The sequence below is a fragment of the Paraburkholderia guartelaensis genome (genome assembly GCF_004353905.1).
Classification (GTDB): domain Bacteria; phylum Pseudomonadota; class Gammaproteobacteria; order Burkholderiales; family Burkholderiaceae; genus Paraburkholderia; species Paraburkholderia guartelaensis.
This window is the reverse complement of sequence record NZ_SMOD01000022.1, coordinates 12,091-29,749: the sequence shown is the minus strand read 5'-3', so window position 1 is coordinate 29,749 and position 17,659 is coordinate 12,091. Positions and strand designations below refer to the sequence as shown.

The 17,659-nt window shown below is 64.3% G+C and carries 16 protein-coding genes; 9 read left to right on the top strand and 7 right to left on the bottom strand.

Annotated elements, in window-relative coordinates; translation table 11 throughout:
* Positions 1-249: 249 nt before the first annotated feature.
* Complete coding sequence (locus tag E1N52_RS25915; protein WP_133185674.1) at positions 250-513, top strand: cupin domain-containing protein; 264 nt, start codon at positions 250-252, stop codon at positions 511-513.
* 11 nt (positions 514-524) lie between these two features.
* Here E1N52_RS25915 and E1N52_RS25910 read toward each other — a convergent pair whose 3' ends face one another.
* The 4 genes from E1N52_RS25910 to mprF all read right to left on the bottom strand — a co-directional run bounded on the left by E1N52_RS25910 (position 525) and on the right by mprF (position 5,180).
* Positions 525-809 carry a HigA family addiction module antitoxin gene (locus E1N52_RS25910; protein WP_133185673.1) on the bottom strand — a complete coding sequence of 95 codons (285 nt, stop codon included), beginning with the start codon at positions 807-809 and terminating at the stop codon, positions 525-527.
* 73 nt (positions 810-882) lie between these two features.
* Positions 883-1,104, bottom strand: coding sequence for a type II toxin-antitoxin system RelE/ParE family toxin (locus tag E1N52_RS25905; RefSeq protein ID WP_133185672.1), 222 nt, complete (start codon positions 1,102-1,104; stop codon positions 883-885).
* Positions 1,105-1,200: 96 nt separating this feature from the next.
* Positions 1,201-2,478, bottom strand: coding sequence for a virulence factor family protein (locus E1N52_RS25900; RefSeq protein ID WP_133185770.1), 1,278 nt, complete (start codon positions 2,476-2,478; stop codon positions 1,201-1,203).
* Positions 2,479-2,570: 92 nt separating this feature from the next.
* Entirely contained in the window at positions 2,571-5,180 is a 2,610-nt protein-coding gene (gene mprF / locus E1N52_RS25895) for a bifunctional lysylphosphatidylglycerol flippase/synthetase MprF (protein WP_133185671.1), read from the bottom strand.
* A gap of 627 nt (positions 5,181-5,807) precedes the next feature.
* On the opposite strand from mprF, the gene E1N52_RS25890 reads away from it, so the two are divergent.
* The gene (locus E1N52_RS25890; protein WP_133185670.1) at positions 5,808-6,971 is read left to right on the top strand and encodes a porin; all 1,164 of its coding nucleotides are present in this window, start codon (positions 5,808-5,810) and stop codon (positions 6,969-6,971) included.
* Positions 6,972-7,085: 114 nt separating this feature from the next.
* On the opposite strand, the gene E1N52_RS25885 is transcribed toward E1N52_RS25890, so the two are convergent.
* Entirely contained in the window at positions 7,086-7,523 is a 438-nt protein-coding gene (locus E1N52_RS25885) for a DUF2917 domain-containing protein (RefSeq protein ID WP_133185669.1), read from the bottom strand.
* A 558-nt stretch (positions 7,524-8,081) separates the two neighbouring features.
* Between E1N52_RS25885 and E1N52_RS25880 the strand changes: the two genes are divergently transcribed.
* The 5 genes from E1N52_RS25880 to E1N52_RS25860 all read left to right on the top strand — a co-directional run bounded on the left by E1N52_RS25880 (position 8,082) and on the right by E1N52_RS25860 (position 12,595).
* On the top strand, positions 8,082-8,318 hold the full coding sequence (locus E1N52_RS25880; RefSeq protein ID WP_081771534.1) for a hypothetical protein: 237 nt from the start codon (positions 8,082-8,084) through the stop codon (positions 8,316-8,318).
* Positions 8,299-9,027, top strand: coding sequence for a GntR family transcriptional regulator (locus E1N52_RS25875; protein ID WP_133185668.1), 729 nt, complete (start codon positions 8,299-8,301; stop codon positions 9,025-9,027). Before E1N52_RS25880 ends, E1N52_RS25875 begins: the two co-directional genes overlap by 20 nt.
* A 474-nt stretch (positions 9,028-9,501) precedes the next feature.
* Positions 9,502-10,749 carry a formyl-CoA transferase gene (frc, locus tag E1N52_RS25870; protein ID WP_133185667.1) on the top strand — a complete coding sequence of 416 codons (1,248 nt, stop codon included), beginning with the start codon at positions 9,502-9,504 and terminating at the stop codon, positions 10,747-10,749.
* A gap of 16 nt (positions 10,750-10,765) precedes the next feature.
* A complete protein-coding gene (locus tag E1N52_RS25865) occupies positions 10,766-11,578 on the top strand; it encodes a fumarylacetoacetate hydrolase family protein (protein WP_133185666.1) in 813 nt (270 codons plus the stop codon).
* A gap of 51 nt (positions 11,579-11,629) precedes the next feature.
* Positions 11,630-12,595 carry a hypothetical protein gene (locus tag E1N52_RS25860; protein ID WP_133185665.1) on the top strand — a complete coding sequence of 322 codons (966 nt, stop codon included), beginning with the start codon at positions 11,630-11,632 and terminating at the stop codon, positions 12,593-12,595.
* 101 nt (positions 12,596-12,696) lie between these two features.
* On the opposite strand, the gene E1N52_RS25855 is transcribed toward E1N52_RS25860, so the two are convergent.
* Positions 12,697-13,641, bottom strand: a complete 945-nt coding sequence (locus E1N52_RS25855; protein ID WP_110383445.1) for a LysR family transcriptional regulator — start codon at positions 13,639-13,641, stop codon at positions 12,697-12,699.
* 371 nt (positions 13,642-14,012) lie between these two features.
* Here E1N52_RS25855 and oxlT point away from each other — a divergent pair, with 371 nt between their 5' ends.
* Positions 14,013-15,368, top strand: a complete 1,356-nt coding sequence (gene oxlT / locus E1N52_RS25850; protein ID WP_133185664.1) for an oxalate/formate MFS antiporter — start codon at positions 14,013-14,015, stop codon at positions 15,366-15,368.
* A gap of 16 nt (positions 15,369-15,384) precedes the next feature.
* Positions 15,385-16,527 (top strand): LysR family transcriptional regulator, encoded by a 1,143-nt coding sequence (locus tag E1N52_RS25845; RefSeq protein ID WP_425468132.1) that lies wholly within the window; start codon positions 15,385-15,387, stop codon positions 16,525-16,527.
* Between the two features lie 122 nt (positions 16,528-16,649).
* Here E1N52_RS25845 and E1N52_RS25840 read toward each other — a convergent pair whose 3' ends face one another.
* The gene (locus tag E1N52_RS25840; protein WP_133185663.1) at positions 16,650-17,627 is read right to left on the bottom strand and encodes a 2-dehydropantoate 2-reductase; all 978 of its coding nucleotides are present in this window, start codon (positions 17,625-17,627) and stop codon (positions 16,650-16,652) included.
* Positions 17,628-17,659: the final 32 nt, after the last annotated feature.

Here is a 17,659-nt window from a genome sequence, read left to right as displayed (position 1 = left end):
TAGGCCGGGCGGGCTGAGGCATGCGCGAGATAGCGGAAATCGCGACATGTGATGTCGTTATAGATGAAAGCTTTTGGTAATGTAAGGGAAAATTTTTCTAAAACCTTTCATCTTGATTTGGATGAAAGGTTGGCGGGCGTCTTTGTGCGCGAGATGGCGGCCAGGCGAGAAGCTAGGTCGTGCAGCGCCCCGGTGTGCGTGCCAAACTGGCTGCCGGCGGGTCGACACCGTCGATCGAGGAGACGAATCATGCAGCGCGAAACATTCATCCGCAGCCTGGCCGACGAAGGCTTTCCCGAGCCCGTTGTCGTGACGCGCGAAGCCGGCGTCATGGAGGTTCATTCGCATCCGTTCGAAGCGAAGGCGCTGGTCATCGAGGGCGAACTGCACATCCGCGTGGGCGACGAAGAGCGGCACTACAAGGTCGGCGACGTGTTTCATCTCGCCGCCAACCTGCCGCACGCCGAGCGCTACGGGCCGCAGGGCGTGCAGTATCTGGTGGGGAGGAAGTGAGGGGGAGGCGCCTATGCCGCGAGGGGCCGAAGCTCCGAGAGATCGGTGTTTCTTGCGGCTTCCTCCAGATCGTAGTCGCTCTGGAGGTTCATCCAGAACTGCGGTGAGGTGCCGAATACGATCGACAGACGCAGTGCGGTGTCCGCAGTCACGCTGCGTGCGCCATGGACGATTTCGTTGATGCGCCGCGGCGGCACTTTCATGGCTCGCGCCAGCGCGTTCTGGCTCATGTCCATCGGCGTGAGGAATTCCTCCTGCAGCACTTCACCGGGATGGACGTTCCGGAGTTTTTTCATAATCCGCACCTCAGTGGTAGTCGACGAATTCGACGTCATGGGCGTGGCCGCCGTGCCACTTGAAACATATCCGTCACTGATCGTTGATACGGATACTGTGCTGGCCCGCGCGATTCCCTTTCAGAGCCTCAAGTCGATTGGCCGGCGGAATGCGCAAATCGGCGAGATCCAGCGCAGCGTTCAGCATGCGCAACTTACGGCGCGCGATCTGTTGAATTTCCACCGGCAGTCGACGCGACTGCGCACCGGACCAGATGAGTGCCGTTTCCTTGTCGTAGAAGTTTTGGATCGCCATGCCAAAGCATAACGCCGTGCGTCATATGACGCACGGCGTTATAGTCGGCTAAAGCCTGTCCGCCGTCAAGCGAACACGGAAAAGCGACTCGCTCCCTCACCCCCGCGCCGCGATCTCCTTCTTCCACCCCGCGATGATCTTCCCGGCGAGCGCGTTGTAGTCGCCGTCGAAGTGGTGATCGCCGTCCGTCTTCACGACGTCGATGCCGGTATTCACGAGCGCCGGGCACAGCGTGTCTTTTTCGCCCGCGCCGTACACGCATTGCACGATCGAAGGCGGCACCTTCGCGAGTTCGGGGCGCACCTGCAGTGCCTTGTCGCTGGCGGGCATGCCGAGCCAGCCCGTCACGCGGATCTGGAAGTCGGCGTCAGGCGCGAAGCCGAGCAGCGACATGTACGACACCTTCGCGCGCAACGTGTCGGGCAGACGGTTGTAGGCGAACGGCATCACGTCCGCACCGAACGAGTAGCCCACGAGTGCGATGTGCTGCGCATGCCAGCGCGAGCCGTAGGTTTTCAGCACGCGTGCGAGATCGTGGCTCGTTTGCTCGGGCGTCTTTTCGCTCCAGAAATATCGCAGCGCGTCCCAGCCGATCACCGAAATGCCCTGCTTTTGCAGCGCTTCTGCAATCGTCTTGTCGAGATCGCGCCAGCCGCCGTCTCCCGAGATCACCACCGCGAGCATGTCGGTGGGGTGCGCCGCGGGCAGTTCGACGAGCGGCAGGTCCGACACGTCTTCTTCGCTTTCCGTCGCGATGCGCAGGTGATTCGATGCGAGCGCAACGATCTTGTCGACATCGGCAACGCTGGGGGCGAAGGCGCGCGGAGCGCCGGAACTGGCTGCGCGTGCATCTTTCGTCGTCACACCCTGCTCGAAGAAGCCGGGCAGGCCATTGCCGCGCGAGAGCGTGGGGTCGGCCGGGCACGGCGCGAAGCGCGCGTCGAGCTTTGCGGCCGGATCGAGCGACACGGCGCCCGCCATCGTGTTCGCCGGCGCCTGCGAGAGCATGTGCTGTGCGATGAGCGCACCTTGGCCGCTGCCGATGGCGATCGGCGCGTAGTACTCGCTGGAGCCCTGCTGGCGTTCGAGCTGGTGGCTCAGCGCTTCAGCGTCGCTGTAGAGCTTGTGGCAGGTCTCGTTCTTCACGGCGGCGAGGTTCTGCGCATAGCGCTCCGTATCCACACCCACGACGAGCGCGCCATGCTGCGCGAGCGCGTCGGCGCGCGTCTGGTCGGCGGCGCTCCAGTGCTTGTCCGCCGAGAACAGCACGGTGAAGCCGCGCATCGCGCCACTCGGTTTCGTCACCGCGACTTCGCCGTAGCGGCCGCCGGAAACGTGCATCGTCGCGGCGGAAGCGGGCGTTGAGACGGGCATCGAAGCCGCGTTGGCGTGAGCCGCACAAAACGCGAGCGCAGCGGCGCCCGCTGCCGTGCCTGCAATGCGCGGCAGCCTGGGAATACGGAATGTCATGAGCGCCAGCCTCCTGCCAGCAGCGATAGATCAGCGAGGGTGATGAACACGCTGATCGAGCCCGAGGCGGCCAGATAGCGTGGTTCCCAGCGCGGCGCGAACTTGTTCTTGAAGCCGCGCAGCCCCCGGAAGTTATAGAAGCGGCCGCCGAAGCGCCAGATGAAGCCCGCGAGCCGGTGCCAGGACGACGCGAGCGGCGACGGACCCATGCCCGAGAGCGGCGCCATGCCGAGCGAGAGCGACTGGTAGCCGGCGGCCTTCAGATGCAGCGCGAGCTGCGTGAACAGATACTCCATCGCGTAGGGCGAGGCGCCCGGCATATGGCGCATGACGCCCACCGTTGCGTCGGTGTTCAGATCGGTCGTCATGAAGGTGACGAAGGCGAGCGGCTCGCCGTTCTGGCGAATGAGCAACACGGACTGCGCGGCGAGATAGTCGTCGTCGAACGCGGCCACCGAGAAACTCTTTTCGCGCGCTTCGCGGTCCTGCAGCCAGGCGTCGGAGATCGCGCGCAGCACCGGCAGGCTCGCGCCCATCTGCGTGGGCTCGATATGTTCGATCGAAAAGCCGTCGCGTTCGCCGCGCTTGAGCGCGTAGCGCAGATGCGCGCGCTGCGGGCCCTTGAGGTCGAATTCCTGCAGCATCACGCGCGCTTCCTCGCCGAGCTTCATCAGCGTGAGGCCGGCGTCGAGATAGAGCGGCAGCGCATCGGCGCGCACCTGGTAGAACGCCGCGCGGCCGTTGTGCGCGTGCGCGAGCGTGACGAATTCGCGGATCAGCGCGGGCCACTCTTCGCGCGGGCCGACCGGATCGTGCAGCGCCGCCCACGTGCGGCCGCGCTTCGCGTACATCAGGAAAGCCTTGCGCGAGGCGGAGAAGAGGAAGCTCTTGTCGCCCATCAGCGCGAGGCCCGCGTCGCTGCGCTCCTGCGCACGCACGATGCGCGCGGCCTCTTCGAGGTCTTCGCTCGGAGGCATCACGAAGCGGCCGGCGGCGGGGCGCAGCAATTGCCACAGTGCGAGCGCGGCTGCGAACACGCCGGCGCCGAGCGTGGCGCGCAGCGCGCGCGGGGCGCGGCTGTGGAAGGCAAATTGCCACCAGAGGCTCTGCGAGTACTGCACGTCGCGGAACGCGAACAGCAGCACCCACACGGCGAGCGCGATCACGCAGCCGACCGAGGCGAGCCAGGCCGGCGTGAATCGCTCGGTGAACATCGACGAGTGGCGATTGAAGCGCTTGCGCGTGCCGAGGAGCAACACGATCAGCACGCACAGTACGCCCGCTTCGACGAAGGCGAGACCCTTGGCGAGCGAGAGCGCGAGGTTGGCCACGGCGATCACGAGCGCGAGCCACCAGGCGGCGTCCAGGCGCCGCAGCAGACCGCGCGCAACGAACAGGAGCAACACGCCGAAGAGGCTGCCCATCAGCTGCGAGCTTTCGAGCACCCAGAGCGGCACGATGGTTTGCAGCAGCGCGATGCGCTTGGAGAACGCGGGCGTGGCGCCCGAGATCACGAGCATGCTGCCGGTCACGAACGTCACGATGGCGAGGAAGAGCGGCGCGAGCTGCGAGACGCCGTCGGCGCCGCGCCTGGCAAAGCGGGCGCTGAGCGGGGTCTTGAGCGCGCGGCCCTCGAATACGGCGAGCACCGCGGCGGCGAGCGCGAGCGGCGCGCCGAAGTAGATCGCGCGATAAGCGAGCAGGGCGGCAAGCACCTTGGAGGTCGGCACGCTCGGGCCGAGCGCGTAGACCATCGCGGCTTCGAACACGCCGATGCCGCCGGGCGTGTGGCCGATCAGGCCGAGCAGCATGGCGGCGCAATACACAGTGAGGAAGTCGGTGAAACCAAGGAGCGCATGCGGCATGACCGACCAGAGCGCGAGCCCGGCGCCGACCACGTCGAGCGCGGCCAGCAATAGTTGCGCGACGAGGTCGCGCCGCGCCGGCACCGAAAAGCGCAGCCATGCGCGGCCGAACGGCTCGATTTCGCGCGCGCTGGCGGGGCAAACGATGACCATCACCGCGCCGCAACCGAGCACCACGCCGCCGATCAGGCGTAACTCGTCGGGCGAGAGGTGCAGCAGACCGGAGAGCGTGCTTGCGGCGCCCACCATGCCGAGCGCGGTCATGAACACGAGCGCGAGGGCGAGCGTGACGCTCGTGAACACCGTCATGCGGCCGATCTGCGCGGCGGTGACGCCCGCGCCGCCATACACGCGGCAGCGCACGGCGCCGCCCGTGAGCGCGCCGAAGCCGGTGACGTTGCCGAGCGCCGAGCCGGCGATCGCGCCGGCCCACAGCGCGCCGCGCGAGACGCGCGCGCCGAGGTACCGCAGGCCCACGGCGTCGCGGCCGACCAGTGCGACGAAGCTCACGGCCGTGGCGGCGAGCGCGCCGACCCATTGGGCGGGCGTGAGCGTCCAGAGCTGGCGGATCACCGAGTGGTAGTCGACCGTGCGCGAGAGGTGCTGGAACACGACCAGCAGCAGCGCGCAGATACCGAGCGCGAACACCGGCGCGACAAAGCGCTGCAGGTGCAGGGCACCGGCACGGCGGCGCAGCGCCCCGAGGGCGCGCGCCGCGCGCGAAGAATGCGATTGAGACATGGATCGGTCTGGTGGCTCTCTGCGATGTCGCCGTATCGACTGTTACAGCTTCCCCGGCGGTGACATCGTATTTATTCGCGTTTTGCGCTTACGTTCTTTCGAGGCCGGTTCCCGCGCCCCTGGCGCCGCGAACCGGAAAATCGAGCCGAATCGTAATCGTTCGGAAAGGACTAGTTAAGCTCAGCAAACGCATAGGACGACCCACCGGTTGACGCCCCAGTGCAAGAAACCGCTATTGGGTACGGATCAGTTGGGCGCAAATATGCGTCGTAACTAGCGGATTTAATTGGGGAATAATCTTCTGATGAGTAATGTTTGCAAAGCCTAATTAACAGGTGAGTTAAACGGCAAGGTAATCGTTAAGTTATGAGTAATGGGTGGACGCTTATCGCATGCGTGAAACGTGCGGCGATTTAGGCGTTCGCCGTAAGCCTTGCGTGGCGGGCGTTGGAGGCAGCTGCTGCGCACATTGTTTCGCGGCGGGAGAGAATGTTTCGGCAGTTATCCAGGCACTTCCTGAAATCTCTGTCACTAATTCGAGACAGCGTGTTTAATCCTTTTACAATGCTCGGCGGGCGAGTTAGTCTGCTTTGGTCAAGAGTTGTTTTACTGCGCCGGGAGAAAGACGTGAAAAGACTAGCCTTGACTTCCCTTTCGCTTGCCGCGCTCGGGGTTGCTGGCACGGCTCAAGCACAGACCAGCGTGACGCTGTACGGCACCATCGACACCTCGATTACCTACGTCAACCACGCCGACGGCAGCAAGAACCTCTGGGCGCTCGGCAACAGCAGTTACGGCAATCTCTCCGGCTCGCGATGGGGTTTGAAGGGCGCCGAAGATCTCGGCGGCGGCCTCAAGGCGATCTTCCAGTTGGAAAGCGGCTTCAACCCGTCGACAGGCGCGCTCGCGCAAGGCGGCAGGCTGTTCGGCCGACAGGCATACGTGGGCTTGACGGCCGAGCAGTACGGGTCGCTCACGCTCGGGCGGCAGTATGACCCGCTCATCGACCTCGTGCAGGGCATCACGGCCGACAACTATTTCGGCTCCGTGTTCGCAACGCCCGGCGACGTCGATAACTACGACAACAGCTTCCGCGTGAACAACGCCGTCAAGTACACCACGCCCGTATGGAGCGGCCTCCAGGCTGCGGCGATGTACTCGTTCGGCGGCATCGCGGGCTCGACGGGCGCCGAGCAGTCGTACTCGGCGGCGGTCAACTACACCAACGGTCCGCTCGCGCTGGCGGGCGGCTACTTCTACGCGGCGAACAGTCAGGCCGTCAACGGCATTCGCACCGGCGGCTGGACGAGCACTTCGGACGGCACCTTCGACGGCCCGATCAACTCCGGCTACGCCACGGCACACTCGCTCACCATTGCGCGCGCGGCGGCGCAGTATCAGCTCGGCCAGTTCACCTTCGGCCTCGGCTACAGCAATGCGCGCTACTCGCCCGATGCGAGTTCGGTGTTCCGCGAGACGCAAAAGTACAACACCGGCCAGGGCTTCATGAACTATCAGCTGAGCCCCGCGCTGCTGCTCGGCATTGGCTACAGCTACACGCACGCCAATGGCGATACGTCGGCGAATTACAACCAGGTGTCGCTCGGCGCGGATTACAGCCTCTCGAAGCGCACGGACCTTTACATGACGGCGGCCTGGCAGCATGCGAGCGGCGATACCGGCAACGGTACGGGCGGCTCGATGCCGGCCGAGGCTTCGGTCGGCTCGTATGGTTACTCGGGCACGTCGAACCAGACCATCGTGAACCTCGGGCTGCGGCACAAGTTCTGATCGCGAGCCTCTATTTACGACGCCGGATGCGCCAGTTGGGCGGCGCATCCGGCGTTTTGGCGTTTACGACCTTGGCTTCCGCCCAAAGCGCGTCAAGCGCCAGGGCGTCAGGCCTCACGCCTCGCGCGAACGCCGGAGCGTGAGCAGCGCAAGCCAGGCGGCGAGGCGCTCCATACCGCGCCGCACGCCCGCGAACGGCGGCTGCCATGCGCTCGTGATGCTCACGCGTGCCGGCAAGGCGGCCTCAGTGCTGAGCCAGATACGTTCGCCACGCTCGAGCCGAAGCGTCTCGCCCGGTTGCACCCAGTGGTCGTAGGGCGAGCGGGCACGCGTGACCCATACCTGGGTTACCTGAACACGCAGCGTGGCTGATGCATTTACGCGCCAGGTGATCGTGCGCATGGGCGGCACGGCGAAGTGGACCGATTGGACGGGCAACGGATCGTCGCAGCGGTCGGTTGCGTCCGCAACGGCGTGCAGAGTGGGTTGTGAGGCGGGCTGTAAAGCGGGTTGCGAAGGGGTCAGTGAAGCTGCCTGAAAAGCGTCATCCATCGTTTTCTCCAGTTTTTGGAGCCGACGGACGGAGCGCTGTCACCCAGAAAAACAAAAAGCCCCGTCGATGCCGGCGGGGCTTGTGATTTGCGTGACGACAGACTGCTAGTACGCACACCATCCCCGTGGGTTACCCGTATGGGTTTTCCACGGATGATTCATCGTGTTTGCGATGACGAGGTGGGTGGAGGAAGTGTGCATAGGCTGAGTGTGCGGGGTGGGTTGCAGCGCTGTCAACCTGAAATGCTTAAATGGCTTTGCCAGCCGTAGTTTGTGTTGCGCACAAGTCTCGTTCGCACCTTTGCATGACGCGATCGTGCCCTTCGATGGCATATCCCCTTGCGGGCTGCACCGGTTTCTCACTAGGATTGGTTGTTTTTCATAGATATCCGGTTGGCCGTGCCCACGATGTGGGAGCGAACGCCTGATAACCCCCCGAAGCATCGAAGTGTTGTGCGGAAACGACTGCATCTGATATATCACATACAGAATATTGCTTTTTGTCGCGACGCAGCATACCATTGAGTCATTCGATTACTCAATCATGCGGAGCTTCAAATGGATTTCGTTTCTCTCGCACTGTTCGGTGCAGCGGTCGTGGGTCTGGGTGCAGCTGCTACGGTCATGATCGCCAGGTGGCTGCCGCAGTCTGCTATTGAGCAGGCCGCGCAGCATGGCCGATACGCTGGTTTGGGCGAAGCGCCGCGCGCCAGGGCTGTTCGTCGTGCACAATTCGGTCCGCGAATCCGTCCGCAGGTCGGAAAAGAGGTAATCAATGTCGTCAGAACAAACTGAAGTCGTAGCAAGCCGGGAAGCGGCGCCGCTCAAGTTGGCGCTGCAGCCCATCAACGCCACACTGAGCCTGCGCGATCAGGCTTATGCCATGCTGCGCCAGGCCATCGCCGACGCCGACATTTACCAGTCGCGCGAGGAAATCCGGCTCGATGAGCGCGTGCTGAGCGAATCGCTCGGCGTGAGCCGCACGCCGGTGCGCGAGGCCATGACGCTGCTCGAGCAGGAGGGCTTCCTGCGCATGGTGCCGCGCCGCGGCATCTATATCGTGCGCAAGAGCAAGCGCGAGATCGTGGAGATGATCCAGATGTGGGCCGCGCTCGAAAGCATGGCCGCGCGTCTCGCCACGATCCACGCAACCGACGAGGAAATCGCGCGGCTGCGCCACATGTTCGACGACTTCCGCGACAGCACGCCCGCCGAACACATCGCCGAGTACTCGGACGCCAACATCGCGTTCCACCAGGCGATCGTCGAGCTTTCCCGCTCGCAGATCATCCTCGACACCATCAAGAACATCTTCGTGCACGTGCGCGCCATTCGCCGCATGACGATTTCGCAGAGCGACCGGGCTTCGCGCTCGATCGTCGATCATCTGCGCATCATCGAGGCGCTAGAGAAGCGCGATACTGAACTGGCGGAAAAGCTCGTGCGCCAGCATTCGCTCGATCTTGCGGTCTACGTCGAGAAGAACTGCGATTTCCTGGATTGAGGCAGGCGGCAGACGCCGCTGAATCGAGGCAAAAAACGGGAGACCTTTGGGTCTCCCGTTTTGCGTTTACGTCCATTCGCGTCCCTGCGCCCCTTCATCACGCATCGGCTGAACGGCCGCCGGCAGCCGACTTTATGCGCATCAACCCCTGGCATCCCTGACCAAATCGCGATGACGTACGGCCATCCTTCACACGGAATCTGGCATATCAGACGCCGCAAATGCTCGGGGTTTTCCCTCGTGTGCACCGCGTCAACGCCGTCGAAGTTGTGTCAAAACCATACTGGATAAGGCTTTGACGCAATTCTAATGGCATTCCCGATGGGCAATTTCCCTCTTGCTTCGTTCTGATATATCACATACCGTATTGCTCAAGGACGCAGATGTCGCGCGATAGCGCGAAACGCCTCTGCCCACGCAACCCCACCGATTTTAGAAAACTCGCCCGGCCACGATTAGATAAGGAGACATGACATGGGCAAGGCATTGAACGGCGTGCGCATCCTCGATTTCACGCACGTGCAGTCGGGACCCACCTGCACGCAACTGCTCGCCTGGTTCGGCGCGGACGTGATCAAGGTAGAGCGTGTAGGCGCAGGCGACATCACGCGGGAGCAGCTGCGCGACCTGCCGGACGCGGACAGCCTCTACTTCACGATGCTCAACGGCAACAAGCGTTCGCTCACGCTCGACACGAAGAACCCGGAAGGCAAGCGTGTGCTGGAGAGGATCATTCGCGACTGCGACGTGCTGGTCGAAAACTTCGCGCCGGGCGCGCTCGAGCGCATGGGCTTCAGCTGGGAACGTATACAGACGTTGAACCCGCGCATGATCGTCGCCTCGGTGAAGGGCTTCGGTCCCGGCCCCTACGAGGACTGCAAGGTCTATGAGAACGTCGCGCAGTGCGTGGGCGGCGCGGCTTCGACGACGGGCTTCGACGACGGCCCGCCGGTCGTCTCCGGCGCGCAGATCGGTGACAGCGGCACCGGCTTGCATCTCGCGCTCGGCATCGTCACGGCGCTCTATCAGCGCACGCACACGGGGCGCGGCCAGAAGGTGCTCGCGGCCATGCAGGACGGCGTGCTCAACCTGTGCCGCGTGAAGCTGCGCGATCAGCAGCGGCTCGAGCGCACCGGCGTCATGAAGGAGTACCCGCAGTATCCCAACGACGCCTTCGGCGAGGCCGTGCCACGCGCCGGCAATGCGTCGGGCGGCGGCCAGCCGGGCTGGATTCTCAAGTGCAAGGGTTGGGAGACCGATCCGAACGCCTATATCTATTTCATCGCGCAGGCACCCGTGTGGGACCGCATCTGCAAGTTGATCGGGCGCGAGGAGTGGATCGACGATCCGGACTACGCCACGCCGAATGCGCGCCTGCCTCGCCTGAAGGCGATCTTCGACGAGATCGAGCACTGGACCATGCATCGCACGAAGTTCGATGCGATGGCCGTGCTCAACCGCTACGACATTCCGTGCGGCCCGATTCTCTCGATGAAGGAGATCGCCAGCGACGAATCGCTGCGCGCGAGCGGCACGATCGTCGAGGTGGATCACCCGGTGCGCGGCAAGTACCTCACGGTGGGCAACCCGATCAAGCTCTCGGACAGCCCGACCGAAGTCACGCGTTCGCCGATGCTGGGCGAACACACCGACGAAGTGCTCGCCGAATTCGGCTACACGAAGGACGAGATCCACTCGCTGCGCGCTTCTGGCGCCGTTTGAAACCGAGGAGCGAAACATGGAAACGTGGATGCGTTTGATGGCGAGCGACGGCAGCATCGTGTTCGGCCGCGTCGAAAACGGTTACCTGCACGAATACGAAGGGCTCGATCAGCCGGTACCCACTGGCGCGGTACTGTCGCTGCGCGCGCTTACGCCGCTTGCGCCCTGTGCGCCCGGCAAGGTCGTTGCGCTCTGGAACAATTTTCACGCGCTCGCCGCGAAGCTCGAAAAACCGGTGCCCTCGCACCCGCTTTTTCTCATCAAGCCGGCGGCTTCGGTGATTGGCTCTTCAGAATTGATTCGGCGTCCTGCCCACTATGCGGGAAAAATCGTCTTCGAAGGCGAACTCGGCATCGTGATCGGCAAGCGCTGCCGCGATGCAAGCGTCGAAGAAGCCGAGTCGGCGATCTTCGGCTACACGATCGTCAACGACGTCACGGCCGCGGGCCTCATCACCGAGAATCCGCACTTCCCGCAATGGTGCCGCGCCAAAGGTTTCGATACGTTCTGTTGTTTGGGCCCAGCGATCGTTTCCGGGTTCGACTGGCAACGCGCACGCGTCGTCACGAAACTCGATGGCGTGGAGCGGCAGAATTATCCGCTCGATGACATGGTGTTTTCGCCGGCGCAGCAGGTGAGCCTCATTTCGCAGGATCTGACGCTCGAACCGGGCGACGTGATTGCATGCGGCACGTCACTCGGCGTAGGCTCGATCGTTGATGGCGCAACGGTCGAGGTCACCATCGAAGGGATCGGTACGTTGAGCAATGCGCTGGCCGCCGCGTCGGCCCAAATCGAGTCGCTCGCCGCCGTAGAGGGCGCGGCTTGACGGCGTAAAACCAAAGACGCGCGCGGCAGCAATGCCGCGCGAGGAGGAGAGATGCCGGAGCAACTGGCTGGCGACCTGGCGTGGCTGGGCGCGGGCGCGCTATTCGCATGGCTCGGCTGTGCATTTGCACAATTGGCGGCGCTCGCGCCGGTGCGTGCGCGGCGTTTTCGCGCCGCGCCGCGCTGCGCGAGGCGTGCTGATGCGCCGCACAAGCATCGGCTCGCCTTCGCCATTTCGTTCGCATTGCTACTGACCGTGCCGCCCGGCGTGATCGCTGCCGGCTGGATGCATGCGGCCGACGCGACGGTGGCTGTCGAAGCCGGCGTACTGGCCGGTTTGTGCCTTGCGGGCCGGCGTGACCTCACGCGGCGCGCGCGGACGGCGGCGCTGCTGGGGGGCGTGTCGGGCGCGAGTGTCTTGATCGGCGCCTTCGTTGGCTTCCTGTTGCAGCCTGAGCGTGGCGCTGGTGAACGTGTGGCGCTGTTCGTCGCGGCGGCCACCGGTGCACTGCTGATCGGCGGCGCGCTGAGTCTGTTCAGCCGTGGCGCGCAAGCGCGCGGCGCGGTGCGCAGGCGCGTGCCGTTCGGCCGCGGCGACCGCGTGATGCATCTCATCGCGCTGCTGCTAGGCGCGGCGCTCGGCTATGGATTCCTGAGCGCGCGCGCTTCGCCCGATTTCGAACTCTCCGTGCTGGTCGCGGCAAGCGTGCTGTGCGCGGCGCTGGGCGCGCGGCTCATGAGCGGCGCTCGGCGACCGCGGCTCGCACGTACGGGCGCGGTCGAGGCGCCACCGTCACGCGAGCCCTTTAGCGCGACATTCAATGCAAGTTTTGCGGGTGTGCCGGACGAACTGCTGGTCGCGGCCTGCGGCAGCGGCGCGTTCGAGCCCGCCTGGCTAGCCGCGAGCGACACGCCACATGGCGGCGCGGGGCGCGCGGGTCATCACGCATCGCAGGACTTGCCAAGGCGGCGGCGCAGCCGGGGCGGCGCGCTGCGCCAGCGGCAAGGGCCGCACTGACGTCGTATCGACCATCTGCGGGACAGGGGAAAAGAACAGAACGCGCAATACGACGCGAATGATTAGTCATGTCTGATGGTTTTCGGTAAAACCATCAAACCTTACTTATGCAAACTCGCTTCTGACACTTTCGTAATGTTCTCGATGAGTGCGGCGCCTTCCTCCATGAGGAAGCGCTTGAATGCGAGCGCAACAGGCGGCAGGCGCTTGTTTTTCCGGTGCACGACGTACCAGTTGAGCATGACCGGGAAGCCTTCGACGTCGAGCACGGTGAGGTGACCGACCTGCAGTTCGAGGCTGATGGTGTGCGCCGAAAGAAAGGCGATGCCCATGCCCGCGATCACGGCCTGCTTGATCGTCTCGGTGCTCTGGATCTCCATGGCGATCTTGAGGTTCGTGATCTTTCCGGCGAAGCCTTCTTCCATCGAGTTCCATGTGTCAGAACCGCGCTCGCGCACGATGAACGCCTCGTTGGCGAGCGTGCTGAGTTTGATGGCGCGCTTGTTGGCGAGCGGATGCGTGGGCGCCGCAACGATCACGTACGGGTGGGGCGCAAACGGCTCGTTGATGGCGTCGGTCGCGTGAGGCGGACGCACCATCACGGCGAGATCGGTCTGGTTGGTGGCGAGCTGCTGGAGCAGCTGCTCGCGGTTGTGCACGGAGAGATTGAGCGCGACGCCCTTGTAGCGGCGCGTGAACTCGGCCAGCAGGCGCGGAAAGAAGTAGTCGCCCGCGCTAATGACGGCGACGTTGAGCTTGCCGCCCGAGACGCCCTTTAGCTGGCTCATCGCCTCGTCCACTTCGTGGAACTGCTGCATGATCGCGCGGCTGTAGTGCAGCATCTCCGTGCCCGCGGGCGTGAGATAGATCTTCTTGCCGAGCTGCTCGAAGAGCGGCAGGCCTGCGTGATCTTCGAGCTGCCGAACCTGCGTGGAAACAGCCGGCTGGGTGAGATGCAGCTCCTCCGCAGCACGCGAAAAACTGAGGTGGCGCGCCACGGTCTCGAAGACCTTGAGCTGGCGCAGCGTGGCGTTTCGCATCGTCATGGCCGAACCATAAAGGATACTGAATCCACATAATAACAAACTTTAATTGTGAGTAATTCAGCAATCACCCTAGCATAAGTTGAAAGGAGTCCGAATGCCGCGCAAAGCGCCCGAATCTATGTTCGGGTTAACGCTCGGAAATACGATTTCATAAGGGACAACGCGTAGAAAAGCCCTTGTTTCACGATGTTTTCAGGGGTCTGACGTAATGCCAGGGTGAATGAGGATTGACGAATTTTTATTCGGTTTTGGATTCGCCCGGCGAATAAAAAAGACAGCGTAGCGAAGTGAAAAGCTAAAACCATAAGCCTCGATTTATGCAGACCCGTAATCATGCAGGCTGCAATGAATAGATAGCGGAGACAAGCGATATGAATGCAATCGGTCAGAGGAGCGAGAGCGGTCCGTTCTGGACGAACCGCTGGTTTCAACTGGTGGTGGGCATGCTATGCATGGCGCTCGTTGCCAATTTGCAATACGCATGGACGCTGTTCGTCGCACCGATGAATTCGCGCCACCACTGGGGCCAGGCGGAGATTCAACTGGCGTTCTCGATTTTCATTCTGACCGAAACCTGGCTCGTGCCGGTGGAAGGCTGGCTCGTCGACAAGTTCGGCCCGCGTCCGGTCGTGGCGGGCGGCGCGGTTTGCGCAGGCCTTGCCTGGGTGATCAACTCCTACGTCACGACGCTGCCGATGCTCTACGTTTCGGCCGTGATCGCGGGCATCGGCGCGGGCGGCGTGTACGGCACCTGCGTGGGTAACGCGCTCAAGTGGTTCCCGGACCGCCGCGGCCTCGCCGCTGGCCTCACGGCCGCGGGCTTCGGCGCCGGCGCCGCCGTGACGGTGATTCCGATTGCGAACATGATCACGCGCTCCGGCTACGAGCACACGTTCTTCTTCTTCGGCGTGCTCCAGGGCGTGTCGATTCTCGTGCTCTCGTTCCTGCTCGTGAAGCCCGTAACGCGCCCCGTCGCCGTGGCAGGCCGCCGTCTCGTCTCGCGCGTCGACTACACGCCGGGCCAGATGGTCAAGCAGCCGGTATTCTGGGTGATCTACATCTGCTTCGTCGCGGTGGCCGCCGGCGGCCTGATGGCAACGGCGCAGATCGGCCCGATCGCCAAGGACTGGGGCCTCGCCCGCATTCCGATGACCGTATTCGGCATGACGCTGCCGCTCCTCACGCTCACGCTCTCGATCGACAACATCTGCAACGGCTTTACGCGTCCGCTGTGCGGCTTCATCTCCGACAAGATCGGCCGTGAGAACGCGATGTTCCTGATCTTCGTGGGTGAAGGGCTCGCGCTGCTCGGCATGATGCAGTTCGGCACGAACCCGTATGCGTTCATGACCTTCGCCGCGCTCATCTTCCTGTTCTGGGGCGAAATCTTCTCGATTTTCCCGGCCATCTGCGCCGACACGTTCGGCAGCAAGTACGCCGCATCCAACGCCGGCACGCTGTACACCGCCAAGGGCACGGCGGCGCTGCTCGTGCCGGTGGCCTCGGTGCTGTCGGCCACGGGCGGCTGGAGCGCGGTGTTCATCGCGGCTGCGGTTATCACGATCGCGGCGGGCGTGAGCGCCAAGTTCTTCCTCGCGCCGATGCGCAAGCGTCTGATCGAGCAGAGCAGCGAAGCCAGCAACGAAGCGGGCAATGAGCCTAACGTCACGCTGGCCACCAATACGGGCGCAGGGATGTCGCACTGGTCCAACCAAAGCGGCGAATGAGGCGCGCGGGCCCGCCATGTCGATGAACGTATCGCTCCAGCAGCTCAAGGTGTTCGTCGCGGTGGCGCGGGCGCGCAGCTTCACGCGCGCCGCACGCGAGTTCGGGCTCACGCAGTCGGCGGTGAGCCGCTGCGTGCGCGAACTGGAAGAAGCGATCGAACTCAAGCTCTTCGACCGCACCACGCGCCAGGTCGAGCTCACGCTCGCAGGCAGCGGCTTCGAGCGGCGCATCGGCCGCTTGCTCGACGAGATCGAGATGGCGCTCAACGAGGGCCGCGACGCGCATCAGGCGCATAGCGGCGTGGTGCTCGTGGCGAGCAACCCGGTGCTCTCGTCGACGTGGGTGCCCGCCGCGCTCGCGCGCTGCGCAGCCGCTTTTCCCTCGCTCACGCTGCAGCTGCAGGACTTGCCGCAGGCGGCCGTGCTGCAGGCGGTCGAGCAGGGCGAGGCCGACTTCGGCGTGATCGCAGAAAGCGTGCCGTTCGCGAGCGGCAATCTCGATGTGCAGCCGCTCTCGGCCACGCCGCTTTGCGCGCTGTTGCCCGCTCACCATCCGCTTGCGCTACAGGGGGCGCTGCGATGGGACGATCTCGCGCGCGAACCGCTCGTCACGCTCAATCGTGACGCGGGCTGCCGCGGCGCGGTGATGCGTGCGCTGGACGGTCTGCGGCCTGAGGGGAGGCCGCTGCAGGAGTTCGCGCACGTGGCGGGCGTGGCGCGCATGGCGCAGCTCGGCATGGGCATCGGCGTGTTGCCGGTGTGCGTGGACGGCGCGCGTGGGGGCCATGCGCATCGCGCGGGAGACGTTGCGCTCGCAACGTGTCACTGGCCCGCGCCCGCGGGGCCGCTCGTCACGCGCTTGCTGCATCCCGTCGTCAACGTGACGACGATGCTCGTGCGGCGTCGGCATCGTTCGCTGCGGCCTTGTGCTCAGGCGGCGTGGTCGCAGTTCATGCCGGACGGGACAGTCGCGGACGGGGCGGTCGCGGAGGATTCGGACGCGGAGGCTTCATCGCCGGATAGCGAAACACTGCCGCAAACGGCCATCGACGGCTCGCCGATGCGCGGCTCGAACGGCACGCCGATGCGCGTCGCGTTGCGCGGCGCCGATACGCCGCCGCCGCTCCAGGTGACCCGCACCCACGCCCGCATCGAGTAGCGCGCGTTACTTCTTCTGCAAAACAAAACGGATCGCTCGAAGCGATCCGTTTTGTTTTTCCAGCACCAGAACCAGCGCGGAAAAAAGGCGGCGCACACGCCGCCTCGTCGCGATGACTGACGTTACGCCGGCTGCATCGCCATCCGCTCACGCTGCTTGACCAGTGCGAGGACGGTGTCGATGGCCGGCGTCGGCTCGCCCACCAGCCTGCCCATTTCCTGCACGACGGTGATCAGCGGATCGATTTCCATCGGCCGGCCGGTCTCGAGGTCGACGAGCATCGAGGTCTTGTGCGCGCCCACCGCGCCCGCGCCGTCGATGCGACGCTCCACGTCCACGCGGAAGTTCACGCCGAACTGCTCGGCAATGCGCTTGCCCTCGAGCATCATCGTGCGCGCCACGGCGCGCGTGGCGGGGTCGCTGGTGATGACGTCGAGCGTGGCGTGCGTCAGTGCGCTGATCGGGTTGAAGCAGAGATTGCCCCACAGCTTGAGCCAGATTTCGTCGCGGATGTTCTCGCGGATCGGCGCATCGAACCCGGCGGCCTGCATGGCTTCATGAAGCTGGACGATGCGCGGCGTGCGCTCGCCCGAAGGCTCGCCAATCGGAAACTTCTTGCCGTACACGTGGCGGATCACGCCAGGCGCGTCGATTTCGGCGGCCGGATAGAGCACGCAGCCAATCGCGCGCTCGGGCGTGAGACGGTTCCATTGCGCGCCGTCCGGGTCGATGCTTTCGAGCCGCGTGCCCGCGAACTTGCCGCCATGCTGGTAGAAGTACCAGTAGGGAATGCCGTTGGTGCCCGTGACGATGGCCGTGTGCTTGCCGAGGAGCGGCTGCATCGCGTCGATCACGCCCGCCACCGAATGCGCCTTGAGCGTAATGATGACGACGTCCTGCACGCCCAGTTCGCGCGGATCGGACGTGCAGCGCACCTTCGCCACGTACTCCTCACCGTCCATCAGCAGGCGTGCGCCGTTCTCGCGCATGGCGGCCAGATGCGGGCCGCGAGCAACGAAGCTCACGTCGGCGCCTGCGCGCGCGAGTTGCACGCCCATCATGCCTCCAATGGCGCCCGCTCCAAAGATGCAGATCTTCATGTTGAAACCCCAATGACGTTGAAAACCGCTTG